We start from the raw sequence: 20,908 nt of genomic DNA, 5'->3' as shown, positions 1-20,908 counted from the left end.
CATGGCGCGCCCAGCAGGAGTCGAACCTGCGACCTACCGCTTAGGAGGCGGTTGCTCTATCCACTGAGCTACGGGCGCTTATTTGGTGAACGGCTATTCTATTCGTTGTCAGGCTGTTCTGCAAATACCACCGACAGATACCTGAGCTGTGGGTCTGTGGTAACACGGCTGATATGACCCAAGCCGGGTAAATCAAATTCATGCGCAATGTACCAACGCTGCTGGTCATCACTGACAAACAGCGTATGGCCCCGGCCAGCCCAAAACCGATCATTGGCATCCAGGGTGAAATCTTCAACACCCACCGGCAAAGCCATCACATCCCTGACTTCAGGATGTGCTGCACTGATCGATCTGATGCGCCAAGGCATGGTTTTTTTATCAACAAAATACAAAGTGTCCTGAGCCGCATTGGTGATGAATGAGCGACCCACGTGACGGGTCACCAAACGGGGTTGCTTCTGCTCATTGAGCCAGTACAGATCACCACCTTGATCTGCCAATTTAAACAACCACAGGTTTCGTCCGGTGGTCCAGTTAAAATAGCCGACTTGCTTGATGTCTGAATAGCGTTTAGCCTGATCACCTTGCTTTGCTGTGGGATCCAACAACACCAGATACTGATCTCCCTGACTGTCAACCTGCACCACACTTAACAATTCAGTGCCCGGTATCGGTGTGGGCGAATATTCACTCTCAGATGTCAGTAAATAGGCCGACCTTTGACCACTGCTTACATCATATTGATGGATATCCATTTGTTGGTTCTGGTAATGCGTGAAGTACAACCTCTGCCCATCCGCTGAAAATTTCGGTTGTGAATCATAGCCTGGCGATTGGCTGACATTGGTGGCCTGACCGATCACCGGCCTGCCGTGTAGATCAGCATCAAGCTGAAACATCATCACTTCGGAACCTGGTGGTGCTGGAGGCTGATCAATTGCATTCACTGCTGGTTTATCCAGAGGATCACTGGCCCATACTGGCCCAACCATCATCAAGGCCATCAACATACGTGTTTTCAAGATTTCACTCCCAGCCAAAAGGCCAAAAAACAACCGGTTGCGGTCACCAACGTATATAACGCGGCTTTGCCCAGTTGATCGTTTTGTATCATTTGCACGGTTTCCATAGAAAACGTTGACCACGTGGTCAGCGCTCCTAACAGCCCTACAGTCACAAATAAGCGGACCGCATCACTGAAGATTTCCTGTTGAATAAAATACTGATAAGCCAGGCCCATTAAATAACAACCCAGGACATTCACCAGCAAGGTCGCCCAGAACAAAGGTAAACCCAACCAATGAGTGACCGCCTGATTGGTTCCAAATCGCAAGACCGCGCCCAAAGCCCCACCCATTGCCACAGCGAATAAAGCAGTCACGATGAATCCCTCTGTGGCTGTTTTCTCAATTCACGGATGTGCTGAAGCTTGTCAGCAATTCTGGATTCCAATCCTGCGTCTTTGGGTAGGTAATAGACCTGTTCGGGCATGTCATCCGGAAATCCGGTTTGCCCAAAAGCAATCCCGCCTTCAACATCATGATCATATTGGTATCCCTTTCCATAACCGGCATTTTTCATTAATTGGGTGGGCGCATTCCTGAGGTGCATAGGCACAGCCTGGGTGCCGAATATACTCACATCAGAACCTGCCGCTTTGAAAGCGGTGTAAACCGCATTGGATTTGGCACAGCTGGCCAGATAAGTCACCGCCTGTGCCAGTAGCAAATCTCCTTCAGGAGAACCCAGTCGTTCGTATCCCTGCCAGGCATCCAAACAAATGGAAAGTGCCCTGGGGTCGGCATTGCCAATGTCTTCAGCCGCCATGCGAAGAATACGCCTGGCGATGTAACGGGGGTCACAACCTCCATCAATCATCCGCGCCAACCAGTACAGGGCAGCGTCAGGGTGAGAACTGCGCACACATTTATGCAACGCTGAAATTTGCTCATAAAACTCATCACCGCCTCGGTCAAACCGACGGGTTTGCCCTGCCGTGACCAGCATCACATCTTCATCGGCCACCTGACCATCGGTCACATAATCGAGTAATATCTCCAGCAAACCGAGCAATTTCCGGCCGTCACCATCTGCAGCCCTGATCAAGGTCTTCTGCTGCGATTCAGACAAAACAATCCCTTCATCCATGACATCCAATGCCTGCTCAAGTAAGCGTTGCTGTGCGGACTGATCGAGGCTCTTAAGGATGTACACCTTCAGCCTTGATAACAAGGCATTGTTGAGGGCAAACGAAGGGTTTTCTGTGGTGGCGCCAATCAAGGTGATCAGGCCACTTTCCAGGTGCGGCAAAAAAGCATCCTGCTGAGATTTGTTAAAACGATGTATTTCATCCACAAACAACAGCGTCCGCCGGGGTTGCACTTGTCTGGCCTGTTCAATCGCCTGTCTGATGTCTTTGACCCCGGACAATACCGCAGATAGGTTAATTAAATGGGCATCCAATTGCTGGCTGATGATTCTCGCCAGGGTGGTTTTACCGGTACCCGGAGGGCCCCAAAACACCATGGAATGCAGGTGCCCCCCATCCAGCATCAGTTGCAAAGGCTTCCCGGTCGCCACCAGGTGCTCCTGACCAACCACTTCAGACAATTTTGCTGGTCTTAACCGGTCAGCCAGTGGCTGATACGCCGCGGATTGTCCTGAGTCAAACAAGGCCGTTAACCATTAATCGCCAATGGCCCTGATCACATCCACACCCTCTGGTGGAGAGAAACTGAACAAATCAGCAGCCAGCTTGGGGTTTTTTTCTGTCTGATAAAACTCAAACACCATCACTTGATCGAATTGATTAAACACCTTGATTTGCTTGACCATGTTCTTTTCGAGAGCAAGCCACACAGATTTGACTTCTTCAGAAGGTACCTTGGGTGTCAGACTGACCCAATCAATTCCCTGGACAGATAATTCATAATTGATGTCATAATGCTGATTCGATAACTCATCATTGATGATGACATAAATGGGATTGAGCGCATTATCCTGTTCTTTAACAGTGACCTGCTCAAGGTCTTCATCATAGACCCAGACCTGTTCACCATCGGCCACAATCAATTGTTCAATGGGGTCCTTATACAACCAACGAAATTTATCAGGTGACTGCATCCATACCGTGCCGGTATTGATTTCAAGCTGGCGGTTTCCCTCGTCCAGTTCATATTGTTTGAAAGCTGCAGTCAGTCCCTGCAGATCTGTCCTGAGCGCTTGCAGGAGTTTGTGCGGGTCAGGATCAGCATTTTGTGCCTGGGCTGCATAACCCACAATCATCAATAAGCACACACATCCAATTTTTTTAATCAACATGACATTCAAAATAATCAAAAGTAACTTCATTTTATACCGTTAAGCTGAACATAAGCTAAATTAATTCAGCGGTGGTAAATCGTTGGGTTTCGAAGCCATTATCAATTGACATTTTTTTACAAATAATTTATCGTGGTTTAAAAGGGTGAAGAATCAATTATATAAGCACAGTTGTGTTGTGCGTTCCTCACAATCATTCAAAAATTTAATATGGGTTTTAACATGTTGTCTCGCATTGCTGTTTCGGTATTCCTGATGTGCTCTTTGCTGGTGTCTGTCGCCAACGCACAAAATCGTTCCTATCACGTCTATTTAGACACAGATGCCAATACCGGCACTGGCTGTGTGGTGAATCTGCCTGATTTTGCCACCACCGTCAATGGCGTTGAGTCCAGGGTCACAGTGACCACAGACTCTTCAACACCGCCGGTCATCACCGCCACTAATCTGCACCAATGTACCGGTGCAGCCTTCGATGCAGGTACTGCCATCAGTCCTGCAGCGTTGGGTCTGAATACTGGCCTCAGCGGTGCTGATGTGATTGAATCCGCCGTCAGCCAAAGCAGCCTGGACCTGTCTGGATCACGCAGTGTGTTTCTTTATTACCATGTCGATTCAGCAACCGCAGATGACGTGGCTTTGACCAACCCCACTGGCGGACCCATCAGCCTGGGTTTTGCCTTACCCGTTCCCGGATTGGGCATCCTGGCCATGGGCCTGTTACTGCTGGCCCTTATGCTGTTCACCCGTCGCCACTTGTCGCGTCAAATGACAGTCGGTATCATTTTCATTGGTGTTTCAACCCTGGTCTGGGCCGCTACCATCATTGTGGACGGATTGACCAACGACTGGTCAGGCATTAATCCGGCCAACACCGATCCGGTCAGTGACACCACAGTCAGCGGAAATTTTGCAGACCTCACTGCGGTATTTGTCACCAAAGACAACAACAACATCTACTTCCGTATGGACCTGGTGGATGTTGAAAACCAGGCCCCATCCATCACCACCCCAGCAGCGGTGAGCGTACAAGAAAACCAAACCGCTGTCATCGATGTGAACGCCACCGATCCGGAGGGTGATGTTGAAGGTGGCGGATTGACTTATGCGATTACCGGCGCCATCGACGATGCCTTGTTCAATATCGATGCCAACACAGGCGTCCTGACCTTCATTGTGGCACCTGACTTTGAAAATCCAGGTGATGCTGGCACAGACAACATCTACAATGTGCAGGTAACAGTCACCGATTCCGGTGCAGCCACCGATGTTCAGGACCTTGTTGTCACCGTAACCAATGATGTGGTGGATGACACTTCCGTGGCCTTCCAGTCTGCCACCAGTACCACCACAGATGAAGGAACTGTACTGAATGTGGTTGTGGAACTGACTGCCACTGCCCCGTTGACGGCAGCGGTTTCAGTTGATGTGGTTGATGCCACAGGTGGAACCGCCACCGATGGTTCGGACTATAACAGCATCGGCACACAAACCCTGACCTTTCCATTGGGAGCCACCAATGGCACCACGCTCAATGCTGTGTTGACGCCTGTTGATGACAACAATGTCGAAGACAATGAAACCGTTAACCTGCAGATTCAGAACATCACCGGCCCTGGTTTGATTGGCACCCAGGACACGCATACAGCAACCATTACCGAAGATGACACCGCAGCTGTTCAATTTGCGGTCAGCGGCAGTGCCACCAGCGATGAGAACACCCCACTGGACGTATTGGTCAGTATCGACATTCCCAGTGGTGGACAATTGGATGTGGCCATCACCGCCGATGTGGTTGACGCCCTCTCCGGAACGGCCACCAGTGGTGTGGATTACCAGGTCTTTGGAACCCAAACTGTGACATTCGCAATTGGTACCACAAATGGCAACACCCAAATCACCACTTTAACGCCGTTGGATGATCCGACCAACAAAGGCGATGAAACCGTCGATCTGATGGTGCAAAACCTGGCAGGTCCACCTGCCGCTTCACTGGGCGCTCAGACCACCCACATCGTGACCATCACCGATGACGAGGCTTCTGTGGCATTCCAAAGTGCCAACAGCGCAACCACCGATGAAGGAACCGCTCTGAATGTGGCCGTGGTCTTAACCACCCCCATTCCCTTAACCGCACCCTTGTCAGTGGACGTGGTTGATGCCACTGGAGGCACTGCTACCAGCGGTGCTGATTACACTGCCGTAGGCACCCAAACCCTGACCTTCCCCCTGGGCTCTACCAATGGCACGGTACAGAATGCCGTATTGACACCCGTGAATGACAACAATGTCGAAAACGATGAATCCGTCAATCTGGCCTTGCAGAATCTGGTGGGTACCGGTTCCATCGGTGCACAGGCTTCTCATGCAGTAACCATCACTGAAGATGACACCGCCACAGTGGCTTTTCAGGCGGCCAGCAGTGCCTCGGTGAATGAGTCAACCGCATTGACCGTCAATGTCTTGCTCACCATTCCATCTGGCGGCCAGCTGGATGTGGCGGTGACAGCTGATGCCGTTGATGCAGGTGGCGGATCAGCCACCAGTGGTGTGGACTACACCGCTTTTGGTACACAACTGATCTCCTTCCCGATTGGCACCACCAGCGGCACCATCCAGGGCACCACCCTGACGCCACTGGATGATCCCAACTCAGAAGGTGATGAAACCGTTAATCTGGCCCTGCAAAACCTTTCCGGACCGGCAGCCGTTTCACTGGCGGCACCAACCACACACACCGCCACCATCACTGATGATGAGGCTTCCGTGGTGTTCCAGGCAGCCGCCTCTGCCACTACTGAAGCGACTCCATTGAATGTGGCTGTGGTCTTATCCACCCCCATTCCTCTGACCGCACCTTTGTCGGTAGATGTGGTTGATGCAGGTGGTGGTTCAGCCACCAACGCGACTGACTATGCGGCCATAGGCACCCAAACCCTGACCTTTCCGATGGGTTCAACCAATGGCGCCACCCAAAATGCCGTATTGACGCCAGTGGATGACAACAATGTGGAAAACAATGAAACCGTGAATCTGGCGCTACAAAATGTGGTTGGTACCGGCTCGATTGGTGCACAATCTACCCACACCACCACCATCAATGAAAATGACACTGCCACAGTCGAATTTCAATTGGCCGCCAGTGCCAGCGCTGATGAAAGTACAGCCCTTGGCATCAACGTACTTCTGAATATTCCCAGCGGCGGTCAACTGGATGTGGCAATCACTGCAGATGCAGTCGATGCCGGTGGCGGAACGGCCACTTCTGCCACTGATTACACGGCCTTTGGCACCCAAATGGTGACTTTTGCCGTGGGATCGGTCAATGGCAATACACAAAGTACCACACTGACCCCATTGGACGATGTGGCTACCGAAGGTGATGAAACCGTTAATCTGCAGTTACAGAATCTGGCCGGTCCGGTATTGGCATCACTGGGTGCACAAACCACCCACACAGCGACCATCACTGATGACGACAACACCGCACCAACTGGTGTAGCCGACAGTTATGAAACCATTGGCAACACGGGCTTGCACGCCACAGCCGGTGTCGCCACAACGCCCATCAGACACCCCAACAATGTACTGGCCAACGACACCGATCCGGAATTGGATCCATTGGTGGTCTCAGAGGCCTTTGGTGACCTCACAGCACCGTTCAACGGCACGTCAACCCTGGGCGGTGACGTGGTGATGCAAACCAATGGTGATTTCACCTATTACCCACCTGTTGGCATGACCAGCATGGTTGATACGTTTAATTACACCCTGTCAGATGGCAGCCTGACATCAACAGCAACCGTGTCCATCACCATCACCGCAGATCTGGTGTATTACGTGGACAGCAATGCTGTCGCAGGCGGTTCAGGGCGTGATAACTCACGATTTGACGCTTTGTCCGATGTACCCTCTACTGCCGGGTCGACGATTTATGTCTTCACTGGCACCGGTAGCACCACCGGTGACATCACCCTGGCCAACAATCAGGTCTTGCTGGGTAACGGTGTGAACCTCGAGTTCAATGTCAACAACACCCTGCCCAACCCCGACGTGCTGTTTACCAGCACGACACGACCCACCCTGACCGGCACCACCACCCTGGGTACCGGCAACACCATCAGAGGACTGAACATTGGTAATACTGGCGCCAATACCGGCATCGTGGGCAATATGTTTGGGACAGCCACCATTAACACCGTGGCCATTTCAGGTACCGGCAAAGCCGTTGATCTGGACACCGGCACTGCAGCCATGACCTTTGATTCCATTGCCTCTGCCAACAGCGCCTCTGAAGCCATTGATCTGGCCAACGTTTCGGGTAATTTCACAGTAACCGGCCTGACCAATATCGACAATGCCTCTGGCATCGGTTTGTTCATTCAAAATTCCAACCTGACCTATACCTTTGCCGATGTCACCGTCAACAACCGCAACAGTTCGGGTGTCTTCATCAATGCCATCACTGGTGGTGTTCAGACTGGTACCTTTGGCAATGTCACCATCAACAACCAGAACGGCTCAGGCACCACAGCTTTCGGTATCGACAACACCGTCACAGCAGGCAGCACCATCACCGTCACCAGCGTTGCCATCAACAACAATGGCAGCAACAGCTCAGCCATTGCCCTGTCCAATAACGATGGTGCAGTGATTAACATCAACGGTGGTAATGTACAAAACGCCGCAGGCGCTGCAGTCAGCATATCCAACAGTAGCGGATTGGCAACCTATGCCGGCACCATCTCCAACACAAGTGGACGTTCTCTGCAGGTATTGACCAATGGAGGCGGTGGTACCACCACCCTCTCAGGCAACATCACAGACACAGGTACCGGTATTTTCCTTAACAACAACACCGGAGCGGCAATCAACTTTTCAGGAATCCTGAACCTGAACACGGGTGGTAATGCTGCATTTACAGCCACAGGCGGTGGTACCGTTTCTGCTGTTAATGGTGGCAGCACCATCACCACAACCACAGGTACTGCCCTGGATGTACAAAACACCACCATTGGTGCAGGAAACCTGGTCTACCGCAGGATTTCAGCTGGTACCGGTGCAGGTTCGCCCGGCGTGGGTATCAACCTGATTAACACCGGGAATTCAGGGGGCTTGGTTGTTACTGGTACAGCCTCTCTCGCAGGATCTGGTGGCGTCATTCAAAACAAGACTGGTGCTGATGCAGCATCGCCCACCGCTGGTGTGGGTTTGTTGATGAATAATACCCGCGGTGTGCAACTGAGTAACATGCAGTTCAATGATTTTAGCAACTATGCCATCTTTGGTCAGACAGTGACCAATTTCACCCTGACTGATTCCATCATCAATGGCATCAACGGCACCAACGGAGGCTTTGATGAAGGCGCGGTAAGGTTCATCAATCTGCTGGGCACATCGGTGTTTACCGGCAACAACATCTCAGGTGGCCTTGAAGACCAGGTGAAAATCATGAACAACACCGGCACAGGGACCATCACCTTCAATGACAGCGCCAATGACGCGGCATTGATTGGCCTGGATGCCAACCCGGGAGGCAGCTTAGGCAATGACGGCATTCAGGTAGAGTCTCAGAATGCAGCCATCATCAACCTCACCGTAGATGGGGTGGCTTTCCTCGGCGCCCGTGGCGACATGATCCAGACCAATGTATTGAATACATCCAACTTCACTGCGCTGATGCAAAACAACACCTTCAACAACAGCCACCCCAACATCGTATCAGGCGGTGGTGGCATCACCTTGTCAGGAGGCAATGGAGGTGGCAACATCACTCAGGGCTATGACGTGCTGTCCAGTTTACACACCAATGCAGAGGGTAACGCCATCACCGTTAACTATGTGTCAGGCGCTGGGACCATCAGTGGCGAAGTCACCGGCACCACAGTGGGCACCAACGGGGTAGCCTCTTCTGGTTCAACGACTGCCAATGGGATTGCCGTGGGTGCTTCACAAAACATCCAGCATAACACCACAATTGACAATAACGTGGTCAGAGGTGTTGATGGGCAGGCAGGTATTGAGACCATTGCCAATACCGATGTTGATTTCAATGCCACCATCATCAATAACCGCGTGGACCAAATGGGTGGAACCTTTTCGCTCTCCGCGATGTACAACCTGGTAGGTGGTGCTGGGACAGAGACTGGAACCGCTTGCCTGGATGTCAGAAACAACATCTTTGATGCCAGTGGTGGAGCCTTCTCATCCAATGCAGTTTACAAAGACCAGATCAGTACACTGGCCAACTTTAATTTACCGGGCTACTCAGGTTCAGCCAATGGTGAATTCGCACTTTGTGGAGCAGGAACTGCAAGTGTAGATAAAAACACCCACCATGTCGGTAACGGCAACGTGATGACCAACGGGCCGTTCCCATTCTTTGCTGGAGGTGTTGACGCCAGCACGGTCTGTGGCGTCACCGGAACGGGCACCTCATGTCCGCAATAACCACAACATCAATATGAATTATGTTAATTTTTTGTTGTATAATAATGTAAACAATTAATAGAGGGGATTTAATATGTCAGAACCATTCTTGGCCGAAATCAGGATGATGGGCTTTAATTTTGCACCCAGGGGTTGGGCGTTCTGTGATGGGCAAATTCTGCCGATCAATCAGAATCAATCACTGTACTCACTGTTGGGCACCACCTATGGCGGTGATGGTCGCACCTCATTTGCTTTACCGGAAATGCGTGGCCGTACACCGATCCATGTCGGTCAGGGTGATGGCAGCACATACACCGAGGGACAAAAAAGTGGTGAGGAAACCCACACCCTGGCAGCCAATGAAATGCCACAACACAACCATGGTGTCAACGCATCCAACAAGGACGGAGACGCTCCGATTCCAAATGACAACACATTGGCCGGATTCAACAACGGTTATAACAGTGGGGGAAACCTGATCGGGTTGACCACAGAAGTGACCAACGCCGGGGGTGGACAAGCGCATAACAACATGCAGCCTACCCTGGCAGTCAATTTTTGTATCGCCCTTCGCGGCTTGTTCCCATCACGTAACTAGGAGTCCATTATGTCAGAACCATTTGTAGGCGAAATCAGAATGTTCGCCGGAAATTTTGCCCCAAGGGGCTGGGCGTTTTGTGATGGTCAGTTGTTGGCAGTGTCACAGAATGATGCGTTGTTCTCCCTGTTGGGAACCATTTATGGAGGAGACGGAAGAACCACGTTCGGTTTGCCCGATATGAGAGGAAGAATACCTAATCATGCAGGTAGCGGCCCTGGATTGTCACCTCGCAGACTGGGAGCTAAACTGGGTACAGAAAATGAAACCCTGACCACCAATCAATTGCCATCACACAGTCATGTGTTTCAGGCATCAACCGCAGCAGGTACTCAAAGCAGTAACAATGGCCAATACCTGGCTTCATCTGCCAATGTAAGGGTGTTCAGACCAGCTGGAGCCAACAGCACATTGTTAAACACATCAGTGAATAACACCGGTGGTAGCCGGTCACACAGCAACCTGATGCCCTTTTTGTGTGTCAACTTCATCATTGCATTGTTTGGTATTTATCCAAGCCGTAACTAACAGGAGCTCACCATGTCAGAACCATTTATCGCAGAAATACGCATATTCGCTGGTAACTTTGCTCCCCGCAGTTGGGCTTTTTGTAATGGCCAATTGTTACCCATTTCACAAAACACCGCCTTGTTTTCATTGATCGGCACGACTTATGGTGGTGATGGTCGTTCCACAACTGCTTTACCCAACCTGCAAGGGCGTGCACCCATGCACCCGGGTCGTGGACCCGGCCTGACTTCGCGTCGATTGGGTCAAAGGGGCGGTGTTGAAGAGGTCACTTTGACTGAAGCACAAATGCCCAGTCACAATCACTCAATACAGTCATCGACTTCACCTGGAACGATTTTCAGTCCTGCGGCCACATCTGTGTTATCCCGCAGCGCAGGTGGAGCAGCTTATGACAGCACCGATAATTTAAGCAACACGTTGAATGATGGCACATTGCCTAACACCGGTGGCAGCCAGCCGCATAACAACATGCAGCCATTCCTGGCCATTAATTTCATCATTGCCCTGCAGGGCTTGTATCCATCGAGAGGTTGATCATGAACAGAAGATTATTTGCAAAATCAATCCTGGGAGGCCTGGGTTTTTCACTGGTCGCTGGACCGACTGCACACGCAGCCAGTATTCAGCCTCCTGTCAAGCAATTTGAAGCCGGACATCAAATGAAAACGGCAGACGGTATGAAGATGACCTTATCTGGTCACAGTATGCCAACCGCCAATCAGGATCGGCAACAGTTTATCCTGACTTTTGATGTTCACAATGGCAGTGAACGACTGGCTGAGAAAATCTATCAACTGACCGATCACAATGGTCAGCGGCATGAGATTTTTATGACACCTGTGTCTCAAAACCAGTTACAAGCTGTATACAACTGGAGAACCCATGCCTGAAGCCTGGCTGGCATTTCGTGATAAACCGAAAAAGCTGCCTTCAGACATTCACTTTAAAGCCATGTCAGATGATGACATGGCTTTTTTGTCTGAGTTGTACCGAACCACAAGGTGGGAAGAAGTACAGCAAGCTCCATGGAATGATGAACAAAGAACTGCATTTTTGCATCAGCAGTTCACCGCTCAACATGAGCATTACCTGACCCACTATCCACATGCCGAAAAGTTACTGATTCTGAGACATGATGAATGTATTGGACGTATCTACATTGATCGTGACGAGGTATCTATTTGTCTGATTGATGTGGCTTTACTCCCTGATTATAAGCACCGTGGCATAGGCACAGCCCTGCTTTTGGAATTACTGGCTGAAGCCCGTGAGCAAGCAAAGAAAGTCGTTATTCATGTGGAGAATTTCAATCCCGCATATGCCTGGTATGTTAAGCATGGCTTCCAGCAAGTCGAAGACAAAGGAGTCTATCAATACATGGAATGGTATCCGGAATCTGAGGATCAGGTGAAAACTGCCTCATAGTGTACTTCAGAGTCATCTCCGTATATTGGCACCAGAAACAAATCGAAGTCACCCAGTTCGGGATGACTGACCGGATACACGCCTTGTTCATACACCTTAGGATCTGCTGATGAAAACACCACTGAAAACTGTTGCTCACCCTGAGCATTGACCGGTGCATTGGCTATGGTGATTTCTTTTACCAGACACTGACCAGGTTCTGCGTCATTAAAATGGATTGAAAAGGCTTCTTTTTGATGGGTTTCAAATTGCGGTAATTTGGGAATACTCATTGATCTGAATCAGTTGTCTAAAACCATGATTATACATGGTATCACAGACAATTCGTACCCCGGCAACTCAACTCAAAATGGATTCAGCGAGTAACCTTCTTGCTGCAATAAAGCATGGGCTGTCATGGCCGATAAGGACATGTTGATGCCTCGCAGAAGGTCAGTGGACCGGACCTGATAATAGGCAGCGCTTTGACCACAAACGTAGAATCGAACGCCATGTCTGACCAATTGCTGTATCATTGTCGACTGTAACGTCGGTGACTGTCCCTCACCGGGTTTAACCAGGTCTTGCACTGCCTGACCATGCACAACCACGGCCAATTCAATGTTTTTGACATCAACGCCAGCAGCCACCTGCATGTTGATGAATCTGGCTGCGCTTTCCATAGATCGGTTGCGCTGACTCTCAGGGGCTTTCTTGGCCACATCAAATGCGATTTTGAAGCGGCTGTCTTTGCTGAGCGGAGCCGTTTGTTGAACAGGTGCATGAGCACCAAAATCATCAAACACCGGACCGGTATTAAACGAAGGGTTTTGAGCCAATAGCTGGTTGTTGAAAATCAGTAAAGTAAGGCTTATCAATATTCGCTTCATAATTATTCTCCCACCGATGGTGGCGGTGGTGCGAGCACCTCCCTGGCGCCATTGTGCGCAGGCGCTGAGACCACGCCGTTGTCTTGCAATTGTTCAACAATCGTGGCCGCCCGGTTATATCCCACCCGCAGACGGCGTTGCACGTAGGAAATTGAAGCCTTGCGGCTTTCGGTCACCACGAATACCGCTTTATCATACAGTTCGTCGACATCTGATTCTGCTTTTTCAGGCAACCCGGTTTCACTGAGCATTTGTCCATCATCTGTCAGTTGTACATTATCCAGAATACCTTCCTGGTACTCAGCTTCATAATGATTGGTCAGGTAATTAACCACCGAATGTACTTCATGATCATCTACGAATGCGCCATGTACTCGATCTGGTTGTGCCCTGCCAGGTGGCAAATACAGCATGTCACCATGGCCCAACAGTTGTTCTGCCCCACCCTGATCGAGGATGGTTCTGGAATCAATCCGCGATGAAACCTGGAAGGCCATGCGGGTGGGAATATTGGCTTTGATCAGGCCGGTAATGACATCCACCGAAGGTCTTTGCGTGGCCAAGACAAGGTGAACTCCGGCAGCCCGGGCTTTCTGTGCCAGCCGGGCGATCAGTTCTTCTACCTTTTTGCCGACAATCATCATCATGTCTGCAAATTCATCAATGATGACCACAATGTATGGGAACGGTTTCAGGGCTTCCTGAGCAGCTCCTGGAGGCGCTGTGGCCTCATCCCAGAAAGGGTCCATCACCGGTTCACCAGCCTCGTTGGCGGCTTTGACTTTTTTGTTGTAACCAGCCAGGTTTCTGACACCCAAGGCAGCCATTAACTTATAACGTCGTTCCATTTCAGCCACACACCAACGCAGTGCATTGGCCGCCTCTTTCATATCTGTTACCACTGGTGCCAACAAGTGCGGAATGCCCTCATAAATAGACAACTCCAGCATCTTCGGATCCACCATGATCATCTTGACTTCTTCAGGACTGGCTTTGTACAACAATGAAATGATCATCGAGTTGACCGCCACAGACTTACCTGAACCAGTCGTACCTGCCACCAGCAAATGAGGCATTTTGGCAATGTCAGCGATCACCGGATTGCCACCAATGCTTTTGCCCAGTGCCAAAGTCAGGGGCGAACGTGACTGATCAAACTTCACTGAACGAAGGATTTCACTGAGAAAAACAATTTCGCGGCTGGCATTGGGAATTTCGATGCCGATATACGGTTTGCCTGGAATCACATCAACGATCCGTACACTGGTGATCGATAAGCCGCGTGCCAGATCTTTGGCCAAACCCATTATTTTGCTGGCTTTGATACCAGCTGATGGGTTCACCTCAAAACGGGTAATGACAGGACCTGGATAAACCCCAACCACTTCGGCTTTGACTTTGTAATCAGCCAGTTTCAGTTCGAGTTGTTTAGACAACACCTCCAGTTCTTCATTTGAATAACCATACTGCTGTTCTTTGGGTGAGTCCAGCAAAGACAGCGGTGGCAATTTTCCAGCTGGTAAGGAGTGAAATAAATTCATTTGTTTTTCACTGCTGGAACGTTTGCTTTCTTTGACTTTAGGTTCGAACTGTTCGATGACAATCGGCTCACGTTTTTCCTGATGCTCGGCATCAATCTTGCGCACCACCTCTCGTTCAGTTCTGGCTTTTTTACCTGCCCGCCAGTCAGCAAATTGTTCCCATTTCTGGCCCAGCCAATGCCCCAGTTGAATAGCGAGCTGACCAGTCCGGTCAGCCAGTTTAATCCAGGACAGTCCGGTAAACAACGTAACCCCGGCCAGAAAGGTCGCCGACAGGATCAATGTGGCACCGATGCCACCAAACCCTGACAACACAGAACTACCTACCACATCACCGACAATACCTCCACCTGAAAAAGGCAGACCACCGGTATCAGCATGCAGGTGTGACAGGCCACAGCCAGTCAGCAACGTGGCCACAAACCCCATGACTTTGATGCTGGTATCAAGCCAGCTGTCCTCGGTTTCCGATTTGTCCTGAAATAAACGCCAGGCAATGTACAACAGTCCCAAAGGGATAAAGTAGGCAAAATAGCCCAGAAAATGCAGCAGAAAATCAGCCAGATATGCCCCGGTTACGCCACCCAGATTATTGATTTTCTGGACATCAGAGGTGGCAAATGAACCCGGATCCTGGGGATGATAGGTAAGCAGAGAAAGGAGAAAGTAGGCCGCAACAGGAACCAGAATAAAGACCAGACTTTCCTTCACCCGATTCCGGATTTGTTTTGATATTTGACTCAAATAACGCCCTCTAGTAATTCCAGCAATGAAGCATTAAGGATAAGCCTTAATGCTTCATTAATCAATGATCAATCCAACAAGGCTGAATGAACTATCTGACCACCCTGAACATTGATGCCTTTATGCAGTGAAGGCACAGATGCCCAATCAGCCTGTGCCAGGCGTTGAACATAAGGCAGGATTGCCGCTGAAATGGCGTGGGTCGAAGTTCGGGGCACCGCACCTGGCATATTGGTGACCGAAAAGTGCACCACGCCGTGTTCAACAAAAGTCGGATCAGCCCAGGTGGTGGGTCTTGTGGTTGCAATACAACCGCCCTGATCCACTGAAATGTCTGCAATCACTGATCCTGGCTCCATTCCCTTAACCATTTCTTCTGAAATGACATGCGGGGCCTTGGCACCGGTTACCAGAACCGCACCAATCACCAGATCGGCATTGGAAATTTCTTCAGCAACCAACTCCTGATAAGGGTATAAGGCGGTGACATTGGAACCCATGGCCATCATTTGTGCCAAACGGTCCTGACGTTTATCAAAAACCACCACGTTGGCACCACTGGCAGCAGCCAGGGCTGCTGAGTTACCACCAGCTGCACCGCCACCAAGAACGACCACTTTGCCGCGCTCAGTTGAGGGCAGACCGCCCAGCAAGAGGCCCTTACCACCCAGCGGATGGTGTAAAGTATGGGTGCCTACCTGAGTGGCAATTTTGCCCGCAATGATACTCATGGGAGCCAGCAAAGGCAATGAGCCATCAGCCTCTTCTACGGTTTCAAATGCCACGCCAGTCAGGCCTATATCCAGCAACGACTGAGTCAAAGCAGGTTCAGCTGCAAGATGCAAATAACAAAACAGTAAATGATCTTCCCTGAGGTATTTAAGGTCTCCGGCAATTGGCTCTTTGACCTTTACAATCATTTCAGAAACCCCATACAGGCTTTCTGCATCCGGCTCGATGTTCACCCCAGCGCGAATGTAGTCTTCATCTGAGAAGCCACTCATTAAACCCGCACCTGACTGAATATAAACATCGTTGTCAGCCCGCACCAGATCAGCGGCCGCTGCTGGTACCAAAGCCACCCGGCCTTCGAGTGTTTTGGTTTCTTTTGGTATACCTATTTTCATCGTTCTGCGTCCCCACAAAAGGTCTTAAAAGATGCCTGGTTTTCGGCATGAAAAACCAAACAAAATCAGCACCCAAACCATCTCCGGGGCACTGGCTCATATGGTCGCACATTTTAGCTCAATCAAAGCGGAGACAACAAACGATTTATCCAATGTTGTTGCGGTCTGAGGGCCACCCCACATTCATCGATAAAACCAATTATGATGAATGATTTAATCTAATTTACAATCATCTGGCTTCGGTATAAGATTTCAGCATTTTAAAATTGAGAATAAAGGATGAAACAAGAACACCATAAACTCATCATTGTGGGTTCAGGACCAGCAGGCTATTCAGCAGCGGTCTACGCGGCCCGGGCCAACCTGAATCCGGTGATCATCACAGGACTGGAACAAGGCGGTCAACTGATGACCACCACAGAAGTAGAAAACTGGCCGGGTGATCCTGGTGATTTGCAAGGCCCGGAGCTGATGGCTCGTATGTTGCAACACGCAGAGAAGTTTGATACCCAGGTGGTTTTCGACTTCATCAATGAAGTGGATCTGGAAAACAGGCCATTCACCCTCAAAGGGGACCAGGCGACCTATACCTGCGATTCACTGATTATTGCCACCGGCGCCAGTGCCAAATACCTTGGTTTAGCATCAGAAGAAGCCTTCAAGGGCAAAGGGGTTTCTGCCTGTGCCACTTGTGATGGATTTTTCTACCGCGATCAGCCAGTGGCTGTCGTTGGTGGTGGCAACACCGCTGTCGAAGAGGCGTTATACCTTTCCAACATCGCCTCCAAAGTGTACCTGGTTCATCGCCGTGATTCACTGCGCTCTGAAAAAATTCTGCAAGACCGTTTATTCGAAAAAGCCAAAAATGGAAATGTTGAACTGGTTTGGGACCATGTGGTTGATGAAGTGGTTGGAGATGACAGGGGCGTCAAAGGTTTACGGGTGAAAAGCGTCAAAGATGACAGCACCCTCACCCTTGATGTACAAGGCGTGTTCATCGCCATCGGGCATTCACCCAATACCCAGATTTTTGCCGGGCAACTGGACATGCAACATGGTTATATCACCGTAGAATCCGGTCAACAAGGTAATGCCACCCAAACATCTGTGGAAGGGGTGTTTGCAGCGGGTGATGTCATGGATCACATCTATCGCCAGGCCATTACCTCAGCCGGTTCAGGGTGTATGGCTGCTCTGGATGCAGAGCGCTACCTGGATGCCCAGGAATAAGCCCTCCCCTGACATTCTGTTCAGGCGCCTGCCACCTGGCAGGCGCTGCTTTCAGCTGTTGTTCTCATGATCCTGCCTTGTGTCGATGGGTGCACAGAATTTCCGGACGCCAAACAAGCCTTGCAAGACCCGGATGGCTTACTTTGCTTTGGTGGAGACCTGTCCGTTGAGCGACTGAAAAACGCTTATGCTCATGGTATTTTTCCCTGGTATTCGGTCGGAGAACCCATACTTTGGTGGAGTCCTTCTGAGCGAATGGTGTTACCACCAGCTGAGTTACGCATCAACCGCAGCTTCAAAAAAACCCTGAACCGCCTGCAACCGGTTTACCACCTTAACCGCCATTTCGACCGGGTTATCGAATGTTGTGCACGGATTCCCAGAAAAGATCAAGGCACCTGGATTCATCCGGAAATGATCAAGGCGTATCAGGACATGTTTGCTGCCGGTCATGCTTTTTGTCTGGAGGTTGAAGTTGATGGTCAACTGGCAGGTGGTATCTATGGTGTTAAAACACCAAGGGTCTGGTGCGGTGAATCGATGTTTTCACTGCAATCTGACGGTTCTAAACTGGCCATGCATGGTCTTTGCCAGCACCTACTGGCAGCTGGCATTGAGTTATTAGACTGTCAACTACACAATCCACACCTGGAATCCATGGGCGCCAGACTCATCAGTCGAACTGAGTTCATGACATTCCTGAAATGATTCACTCAGGTTTGATGCGAACCGGAACAGGGACACCACAGGCGTCCATATAATCATGTTGGTGAACAAACCAGGAGCCCGTGCGGTTTTTTCTGGTGTTCAATAATTCAGCAAAAGACTCACTGGCAGAATCCAGCACCTGTATCTCAAGCTTATCGTGATCAGGCAGATCCGCAGCCACCACCACCTTTCGAATGGTGTTCGCCGATTCCAGTTCAACTGACCCTGATAAATCTGCAGTACGCTTTAAACCCTGAATATGAGCCATGCCATCAACCACCCGACCAAACACTGTGGTGTTACGGTCCAGATAGCGTTGCGCCGGACCATTAACCACATACAACGCCACACCACCACTGTTAAGGTCATCAGTCCGCCCCATCCCCAGTGCTCCATAACAATGTAACAACCAGCTTTCACCTGTATTTAGGTCTCGTCCAATCGCGGCACTGTCAAGAAAGCCAGTTTCACTGGCGTAGCCATCTGACTGGTCAAAAGCCAAATACCTGTCCGGCAAAGGCTGCCGGCGGGTCAATTCAGCTTCAATCTGGTAACTTCCCTGTTGAAGTTCAGGCACTTCATCCTCTGACTCATACAACAAACCACCCTGGGCAACAAAACCATCCAGTACCCGGTAAAACTGAGTGTCATCAAAAACCCCTGCCCTGATCAGGTGTCTGGTATTGATCACATGACCCGGGGCCATTTCAGGAAACAGTTCAATGATAACCTGACCAGAATCCAACGTCAGTACCACCATATTTTCCGGATCCAGGGAGCGCCAATCATCGGCAGTTGCTGCAGCCATGACATCTGCAGGGGTGAGCGATGAGGCAGGCTTGTTGTCAAAATCAGGCTTACCGGGCCCAGGTTGACAGGCAGACAACAGTAACAGCGCGATGAGAAATAAAACAATATTCATACAGATTCCGGTGATTGAATCCCTACACTATAAACCACTGAACTGTGCTGAATCAATCTCTGTACTTAGCTGTTTCATGACGCATTTCATCACGCATTTTTCTGATCCAGCGCGCTGTACTCAAAGTGACTGATTTTCACTCCCTGAAAACTCAGGTAACGAAATAAGGTGGGTTTATAATGGGTGTATTTCCGGTGTTTGCGGTGCACTTTCTTTAAGCACACCCGCTGTTGATTCACTAAACAGGCATACAAGGCATATTTATACCCAATCAATTGATGCAACTCAATTTTTTCTCGCCGACTCACTTGATGGAATCCAGCTTTGAACAGCTGTGCCATGTGCCGGAATCTGGCATTGTGGCCCTGCTCAAGTCCCACACACAGATGGGCCAATTCATGCCTGATGGTAGCTTCAAGAAGCTGTTCAGCTGAAGAGCCCACAAAAGCCTGATTGATGTGTACCCGACCATGTACATCTGCCATACCGTATTTGGTTTTGTGCCGGGTAGGAATCACCTCCTGAGGTTGGACGACCCATTGCGGCAAGGCAATCAGTTGAGTGGTTTCGGTCAGGCAGGCGGCATGGCGCTGCTGTATGTAATTCCAATCGATCATGTTCTTAAAAAAAAAACGATCCGACAGTATACACCATCGGATCGTTGAGCAGGCAGGCCGGTCAAAGCCCTGCCTCATGTAGGTAAGTAAAACCGTTGATTACAGTTTGTCTGATTCTGAGGACAAGTATTCTGCAACTCCGTCTGGAGTGGCGTTCATACCTTTGTCGCCATCTTTCCAACCAGCAGGACACACCTCTCCGTGTTCTTCATGGAAAGTCAATGCATCTACCATACGCAGCATTTCATCAACGTTACGTCCCAGTGGCAGGTCATTAACCACCTGATGGCGAACCACGTTGTTCTGGTCAATCAAAAATGAACCACGAAAAGCCACGGCACCGTCAGGAGTTTCAACGTCATATTTTTTACAGGCGTTGTGAGTCACGTCTGCGAACATGGTGTATCTGACAGGGCCAATACCGCCTTTTTCCACCGGGGTATTACGCCAGGCATTGTGGGTGAATTGAGAATCAATGGAAACCGCCACCACTTCTACACCACGTTTCTCAAACTCGTCCATCCTGTGATCAAATGCAATCAACTCAGAAGGACACACGAAAGTGAAATCAAGTGGGTAAAAGAAAACCACTTTGATTTTGCCTTCAGTGGCTTTTTTGAAGTTGTAATCTTCAACAATTTCACCATTGCCCAATACGGCAGCACCTTTCAGATTAGGTGCTTTTTTACCGACTAATACGCCCATATTTCATACTCCATAAAATAAAAATAACAATACCCACTATTTTATCAACAGTGACTTCAGCTTACATTACGAAAATCAGATTGATGTTTTCGATTTTTTCAATAGTCTGGTAATCTTTTGGTGCTGGGCTGGTTT

General features: G+C 49.9%; 19 protein-coding genes and 1 tRNA gene. 8 read left to right on the top strand and 12 right to left on the bottom strand.

All coding sequences use genetic code 11. The features are described from left to right. Window positions 1-2: 2 nt before the first annotated feature. The 5 genes from B0475_RS08555 to lolA all read right to left on the bottom strand — a co-directional run bounded on the left by B0475_RS08555 (window position 3) and on the right by lolA (window position 3,324). Window positions 3-78, bottom strand: a tRNA-Arg gene (locus B0475_RS08555). Between the two features lie 20 nt (window positions 79-98). After that, window positions 99-1,025, bottom strand: a complete 927-nt coding sequence (locus B0475_RS08550) for a TolB family protein (RefSeq protein WP_157892813.1) — start codon at window positions 1,023-1,025, stop codon at window positions 99-101. Next, window positions 1,022-1,384, bottom strand: coding sequence for a fluoride efflux transporter CrcB (crcB, locus tag B0475_RS08545; RefSeq protein ID WP_157892812.1), 363 nt, complete (start codon window positions 1,382-1,384; stop codon window positions 1,022-1,024). Before crcB ends, B0475_RS08550 begins: the two co-directional genes overlap by 4 nt. Continuing rightward, window positions 1,381-2,676: a replication-associated recombination protein A gene (locus B0475_RS08540; protein WP_077411393.1), complete on the bottom strand. Its 1,296-nt coding sequence runs from the start codon at window positions 2,674-2,676 to the stop codon at window positions 1,381-1,383. The genes crcB and B0475_RS08540 overlap by 4 nt, the downstream gene beginning before the upstream one ends. 12 nt (window positions 2,677-2,688) lie before the next feature. Continuing rightward, window positions 2,689-3,324: an outer membrane lipoprotein chaperone LolA gene (lolA, locus tag B0475_RS08535; protein ID WP_157892811.1), complete on the bottom strand. Its 636-nt coding sequence runs from the start codon at window positions 3,322-3,324 to the stop codon at window positions 2,689-2,691. A gap of 222 nt (window positions 3,325-3,546) precedes the next feature. Between lolA and B0475_RS08530 the strand changes: the two genes are divergently transcribed. The 6 genes from B0475_RS08530 to B0475_RS08505 all read left to right on the top strand — a co-directional run bounded on the left by B0475_RS08530 (window position 3,547) and on the right by B0475_RS08505 (window position 12,310). Further along, window positions 3,547-9,774, top strand: a complete 6,228-nt coding sequence (locus B0475_RS08530) for a beta strand repeat-containing protein (protein ID WP_198538175.1) — start codon at window positions 3,547-3,549, stop codon at window positions 9,772-9,774. A gap of 73 nt (window positions 9,775-9,847) precedes the next feature. Then, window positions 9,848-10,354, top strand: a complete 507-nt coding sequence (locus tag B0475_RS08525; RefSeq protein ID WP_077411390.1) for a phage tail protein — start codon at window positions 9,848-9,850, stop codon at window positions 10,352-10,354. Between the two features lie 9 nt (window positions 10,355-10,363). Next, entirely contained in the window at window positions 10,364-10,882 is a 519-nt protein-coding gene (locus B0475_RS08520; protein WP_077411389.1) for a phage tail protein, read from the top strand. A gap of 12 nt (window positions 10,883-10,894) precedes the next feature. Beyond that, window positions 10,895-11,419, top strand: coding sequence for a phage tail protein (locus B0475_RS08515; protein ID WP_077411388.1), 525 nt, complete (start codon window positions 10,895-10,897; stop codon window positions 11,417-11,419). Window positions 11,420-11,421: 2 nt separating this feature from the next. Continuing rightward, window positions 11,422-11,775 carry a DUF6916 family protein gene (locus B0475_RS08510; protein ID WP_077411387.1) on the top strand — a complete coding sequence of 118 codons (354 nt, stop codon included), beginning with the start codon at window positions 11,422-11,424 and terminating at the stop codon, window positions 11,773-11,775. Continuing rightward, window positions 11,768-12,310: a GNAT family N-acetyltransferase gene (locus tag B0475_RS08505; protein WP_198538174.1), complete on the top strand. Its 543-nt coding sequence runs from the start codon at window positions 11,768-11,770 to the stop codon at window positions 12,308-12,310. Before B0475_RS08510 ends, B0475_RS08505 begins: the two co-directional genes overlap by 8 nt. Here B0475_RS08505 and B0475_RS08500 read toward each other — a convergent pair. The 4 genes from B0475_RS08500 to ald form a co-directional block, all read right to left on the bottom strand. Next, on the bottom strand, window positions 12,289-12,582 hold the full coding sequence (locus B0475_RS08500; protein ID WP_077411386.1) for a DUF6916 family protein: 294 nt from the start codon (window positions 12,580-12,582) through the stop codon (window positions 12,289-12,291). The two genes, B0475_RS08505 and B0475_RS08500, sit on opposite strands and share 22 nt — an antisense overlap. Before the next feature lie 72 nt (window positions 12,583-12,654). Further along, a complete protein-coding gene (locus B0475_RS08495) occupies window positions 12,655-13,179 on the bottom strand; it encodes a DsrE family protein (protein ID WP_077411385.1) in 525 nt (174 codons plus the stop codon). 2 nt (window positions 13,180-13,181) lie between these two features. Beyond that, entirely contained in the window at window positions 13,182-15,431 is a 2,250-nt protein-coding gene (locus B0475_RS08490; protein ID WP_232781862.1) for a DNA translocase FtsK, read from the bottom strand. A gap of 101 nt (window positions 15,432-15,532) precedes the next feature. Further along, on the bottom strand, window positions 15,533-16,591 hold the full coding sequence (gene ald / locus B0475_RS08485) for an alanine dehydrogenase (protein ID WP_077411384.1): 1,059 nt from the start codon (window positions 16,589-16,591) through the stop codon (window positions 15,533-15,535). Between the two features lie 279 nt (window positions 16,592-16,870). Between ald and trxB the strand changes: the two genes are divergently transcribed. Both trxB and aat read left to right on the top strand, forming a co-directional pair. Next, window positions 16,871-17,821 (top strand): thioredoxin-disulfide reductase, encoded by a 951-nt coding sequence (gene trxB / locus B0475_RS08480; RefSeq protein WP_077411383.1) that lies wholly within the window; start codon window positions 16,871-16,873, stop codon window positions 17,819-17,821. A gap of 66 nt (window positions 17,822-17,887) precedes the next feature. Beyond that, window positions 17,888-18,529: a leucyl/phenylalanyl-tRNA--protein transferase gene (gene aat / locus B0475_RS08475; RefSeq protein ID WP_077411382.1), complete on the top strand. Its 642-nt coding sequence runs from the start codon at window positions 17,888-17,890 to the stop codon at window positions 18,527-18,529. 1 nt (window position 18,530) lies between these two features. Here the strand turns inward: aat and B0475_RS08470 are convergent, their stop codons facing one another. The 3 genes from B0475_RS08470 to B0475_RS08460 form a co-directional block, all read right to left on the bottom strand. Continuing rightward, window positions 18,531-19,451 carry a peptidylprolyl isomerase gene (locus B0475_RS08470; protein WP_077411381.1) on the bottom strand — a complete coding sequence of 307 codons (921 nt, stop codon included), beginning with the start codon at window positions 19,449-19,451 and terminating at the stop codon, window positions 18,531-18,533. Between the two features lie 89 nt (window positions 19,452-19,540). Then, entirely contained in the window at window positions 19,541-20,068 is a 528-nt protein-coding gene (locus B0475_RS08465; RefSeq protein ID WP_077411380.1) for a hypothetical protein, read from the bottom strand. Window positions 20,069-20,167: 99 nt separating this feature from the next. Beyond that, the gene (locus B0475_RS08460; RefSeq protein ID WP_077411379.1) at window positions 20,168-20,773 is read right to left on the bottom strand and encodes a peroxiredoxin C; all 606 of its coding nucleotides are present in this window, start codon (window positions 20,771-20,773) and stop codon (window positions 20,168-20,170) included. Window positions 20,774-20,908 lie beyond the last annotated feature (135 nt).

The sequence above is a fragment of the Marinicella sediminis genome (genome assembly GCF_002000055.1).
Taxonomy (GTDB): Bacteria; Pseudomonadota; Gammaproteobacteria; order Xanthomonadales; family Marinicellaceae; genus Marinicella; species Marinicella sediminis.
Note: the sequence above shows the minus strand (reverse complement) of the source record. Positions and strands in the feature narration are given on the sequence as shown.